The sequence below is a fragment of the Streptomyces sp. MB09-02B genome (assembly GCF_033794485.1).
Lineage (GTDB): Bacteria > Actinomycetota > Actinomycetes > Streptomycetales > Streptomycetaceae > Streptomyces.
The window spans coordinates 1-3262 of record NZ_JARGEE010000662.1 but is presented as its reverse complement, the minus strand read 5'-3'; the positions used below and the strand labels follow the sequence as shown (position 1 = coordinate 3262).

Annotated in this window: 4 protein-coding genes; 2 read left to right on the top strand and 2 right to left on the bottom strand. The window is 74.2% G+C overall.

Annotation, left to right across the window (positions count from 1 at the left end; all coding sequences use genetic code 11):
* Positions 1 to 148: 148 nt before the first annotated feature.
* Positions 149 to 649, bottom strand: coding sequence for a hypothetical protein (locus tag P1P70_RS42465; RefSeq protein WP_319247537.1), 501 nt, complete (start codon positions 647 to 649; stop codon positions 149 to 151).
* Positions 650 to 812: 163 nt separating this feature from the next.
* Between P1P70_RS42465 and P1P70_RS42460 the strand changes: the two genes are divergently transcribed.
* Positions 813 to 1586 carry an MBL fold metallo-hydrolase gene (locus tag P1P70_RS42460; protein ID WP_319247535.1) on the top strand — a complete coding sequence of 258 codons (774 nt, stop codon included), beginning with the start codon at positions 813 to 815 and terminating at the stop codon, positions 1584 to 1586.
* A gap of 43 nt (positions 1587 to 1629) precedes the next feature.
* Positions 1630 to 2241 (top strand): DedA family protein, encoded by a 612-nt coding sequence (locus P1P70_RS42455; protein ID WP_319247533.1) that lies wholly within the window; start codon positions 1630 to 1632, stop codon positions 2239 to 2241.
* A gap of 65 nt (positions 2242 to 2306) precedes the next feature.
* Here the strand turns inward: P1P70_RS42455 and P1P70_RS42450 are convergent.
* Positions 2307 to 3262 (bottom strand): MBL fold metallo-hydrolase (locus tag P1P70_RS42450; protein ID WP_319247531.1); only part of this gene is annotated, 956 nt, incomplete at its 5' end.

Genomic DNA, 3262 nt, shown 5'->3' with positions numbered 1-3262 from the left:
GCTCCCGGAGGGCCGGGGAGGGGTCAGGGCCTGCCGTGCGTCGCGGGCCGCCGGTCGTCGGTGGCTGGTCACGCAGCTCCCCGCGCCCCTCGAAACGCTTCCCGGCGCCCGAAGAGGCACCCCGGCTCCCGGCCCCCTTCGCCCCGGCTCAGCGGCCGTCGTAGCCCGCCGTCGGCATGGACAGGCGGCGGTGGACGTGGGCCTTCATCTGGGCGTCGTAGGCGGGTTCGGCGTGGCCGACGGTCTCGACGCGGATGCCGCGTCGGGCGCACTCGGCGGTGAAGTCGTCGACGGAGGCGAGGGCGCGTTCCAGGACGCGGTGGCTGGGGGCGACGAAGAGATCGACCAGGCCGGCGTCGACGTCGGACCAGAGGGCGCCGTGATCGGGTCGCAGGCCGCGTACGAGCAGCTCGCGCGTGACCACGTAGCCGCGCTCGGCCGCCCAGCGGGCGCACATGGCGTGCTGGCTGCGGGAGTCGACCAGGAAGGGATCCGCCTCCAGCTCCTCCAGCGGCGTCAGGCTCGCTATGGCCGCGACCCGCACCACCGCGCCGCGTCCCACCGCGCCGAGGCCCCCCGCGCCGCGCCCACGAACCGCGTCCTGGCACGCCACCCCGGAGACGCCGCTCCGGTCACCCTTGTCTCCCATGCTGTTCCCCCTTCCCCCCGGGCCCGGGCCCCGTCCTGCGGAGCGAACCGCGGACGCCGGAACCGGCATGCCCGTCCACGGCATGATCCGCGGGACGGGCTCAGGCCGCAGACCCTACTCCAGCCCGTAGGCTCGGGGGAGTAGCGCGAAGGAGGCGAACGGAGTGCCGGTGGAGATCACCTGGTGGGGCCACGCGACCTGCACCGTGGAGGACTCGGGTACGAGAGTGCTGACCGACCCCCTGTTCGCGCGCCGGCTCGCGCATCTGCGCAGGCGCCGGGGTGCGCCCCCTCCGCCGGAGGCCGCGGTCGCGGACGTCGCACTGGTGTCGCATCTGCACGCCGATCATCTGCATGTCCCCTCGCTGGCCCGGCTCGCCCCGGGGACCCGGGTGGTGGTGCCGAAGGGCGCGCCGCGCCAGGTGCCGGGGCTGCGCAGGCTGGCCCATCTACGGCTCTGCGAGGCGGAGCCCGGGGACCGGGTCGACGTCGGTGACCTGGTCGTACGCGCTGTCTCCGCGCGGCACGACGGGCGGCGGCTGCCCGTCGGGCCGCATCGCTCGCCCGCGCTCGGCTTCGTCGTCGAGGGCGAGGCGCGGACGTACTTCGCCGGGGACACCGGGCTGTTCGAGACGATGTCCAAGGAGGTCGGGCCGGTCGACGTGGCACTGCTGCCGGTCGGCGGCTGGGGACCGTACCTCGGCGAGGGGCATCTGGACGCGGGGCGCGCGGCGGAGGCGCTTGCGCTGCTCGCGCCCCGGAGCGCGGTTCCCGTGCACTACGGCACGTACTGGCCGATCGGCATGGACGCCGTGCGCCCCCATGAATTCCACGCCCCCGGTGAGGAGTTCGTGCGCCTGGCCGCCGCACGCGCGCCCGAGGTGGCCGTGCACCGGCTGGGCCACGGGGAGAGCGTGCGACCGGGGGTGGCGCGATGAGACGCCCGCCGGCGGAGGTCACAGCGGTCCGGGGGGAGGCTCGGTGATCGTCCTGGCCGCGAGCACTCCCGTGCCGTACGCGTCCACCCAGCAGGCGTTCGGCTATCCCACCCTGTTCCTGCTGGTGCTGATCGGAGCGCTGGTACCGGTGGTGCCGACCGGGGCACTGGTCAGTTCGGCCGCCGTGGTGGCGTTCCATCAGACGGCGCCGCTCTCGCTGCTGATGGTGTTCGTGGTGGCGTCGGTCGCCGCGTTCCTCGGGGACATGGCGCTGTACTGGCTGGGGCGGCGCGGCATGGGTTCCAAGAACGGTTCGCGCTGGCTGGAGGCGATCCGCCGCCGGGCGCCGGAGGACCGGCTGGCCCAGGCGCAGGGCAAGCTCGACGACCACGGGGTGGCCGTGCTGGTGCTGTCCCGGCTGCTGCCGGCCGGGCGTATCCCGGTGATGCTGGCCTGTCTGCTGGCGAAGATGCCGTTGCGGCGGTTCGCCCGGGGGAATCTGCCGGCGTGCCTCGCGTGGGCCGTGACGTACCAGCTGATCGGCATCCTGGGCGGGTCCCTGTTCAAGGAGCCGTGGGAAGGGGTGCTGGCGGCCGTCGTGTTGACGTTGCTGATCAGTGTGGTGCCGACCGTGTGGCGCCGGGTCGTCGGGTGAGGGCTCGGGGCTGACGGCGCGTCGCGGGACGGGCGCGGGTGCGGGTGCGGGTGCGACCGACCGGGTCAGTCCAGCACTCGGGAGCCCCCGATCGGCAGGTCCCACAGGCTCTCGCGCGGCAGTCCGGCCGCCCGCCACGCCGCCCTCACCCTCCTCAGGGGCTCCAGGACCGGTTCGGCCGACAGGACGAAGGTGGCCCAGTGCATGGGGGCCATGTGGCGGGCGCCGAGGTCCTGGAAGGCACGGACCGCTTCCTCCGGGTCGCAGTGCACGTCGCTCAGCCACCAGCGGGGGTCGTAGGCGCCGATGGGCAGAAGGGCGACGTCGATGCCGGGGTGGCGGCGGCCGATGAGGGAGAACCAGTGGCCGTAGCCGGTGTCGCCGGCGAAGTAGAGGCGCCTGCCGTCGGGCGCCGTGAGGACCCAGCCGCCCCACAGGGAGCGGCAGGTGTCGGTGAGGCCGCGCTTGGACCAGTGGTGGGCCGGTACGAAGTCGAAGCGGACGCCGTCGAGTTCGGCCGCCTCCCACCAGTCCAGCTCGGTGACCCGGTCGAACCGGCGCCGCCGGAACCAGCGGGCCAGTCCGGCGGGTACGAACACCGGGGTGTCGCGCGGGAGTCTCGCCACGGTGGGGGCGTCGAGGTGGTCGTAGTGGTTGTGGCTGATGACGACCGCGTCGACACGGGGCAGCGCGTCCCAGTCGATGCCCACGGGGGTGATGCGTGCCGGGGTGCCCAGGATGCGGCGGGACCAGACCGGGTCGGTGAGGACGGTCAGCCCGCCGATCCGCACCACCCAACTCGCGTGCCCCGCCCAGGAGACGGCGACGGTACGGGCGTCCACCCTCGGCAACGGGCCCGGCTCGTACGGCAGTCGCGGGATGTCGGTGAGCCCCTCGGCCCCGGGCCGTACCGAGCCCTCACGGGCGAACCGGGCGAAGGCCTTCAGCCCGGGCAGGGGCGTGGTGAGCCGGCCGGCGAAGGACCGCGGCCAGCGGCGGGGCTTTATAAAAATACGAACAC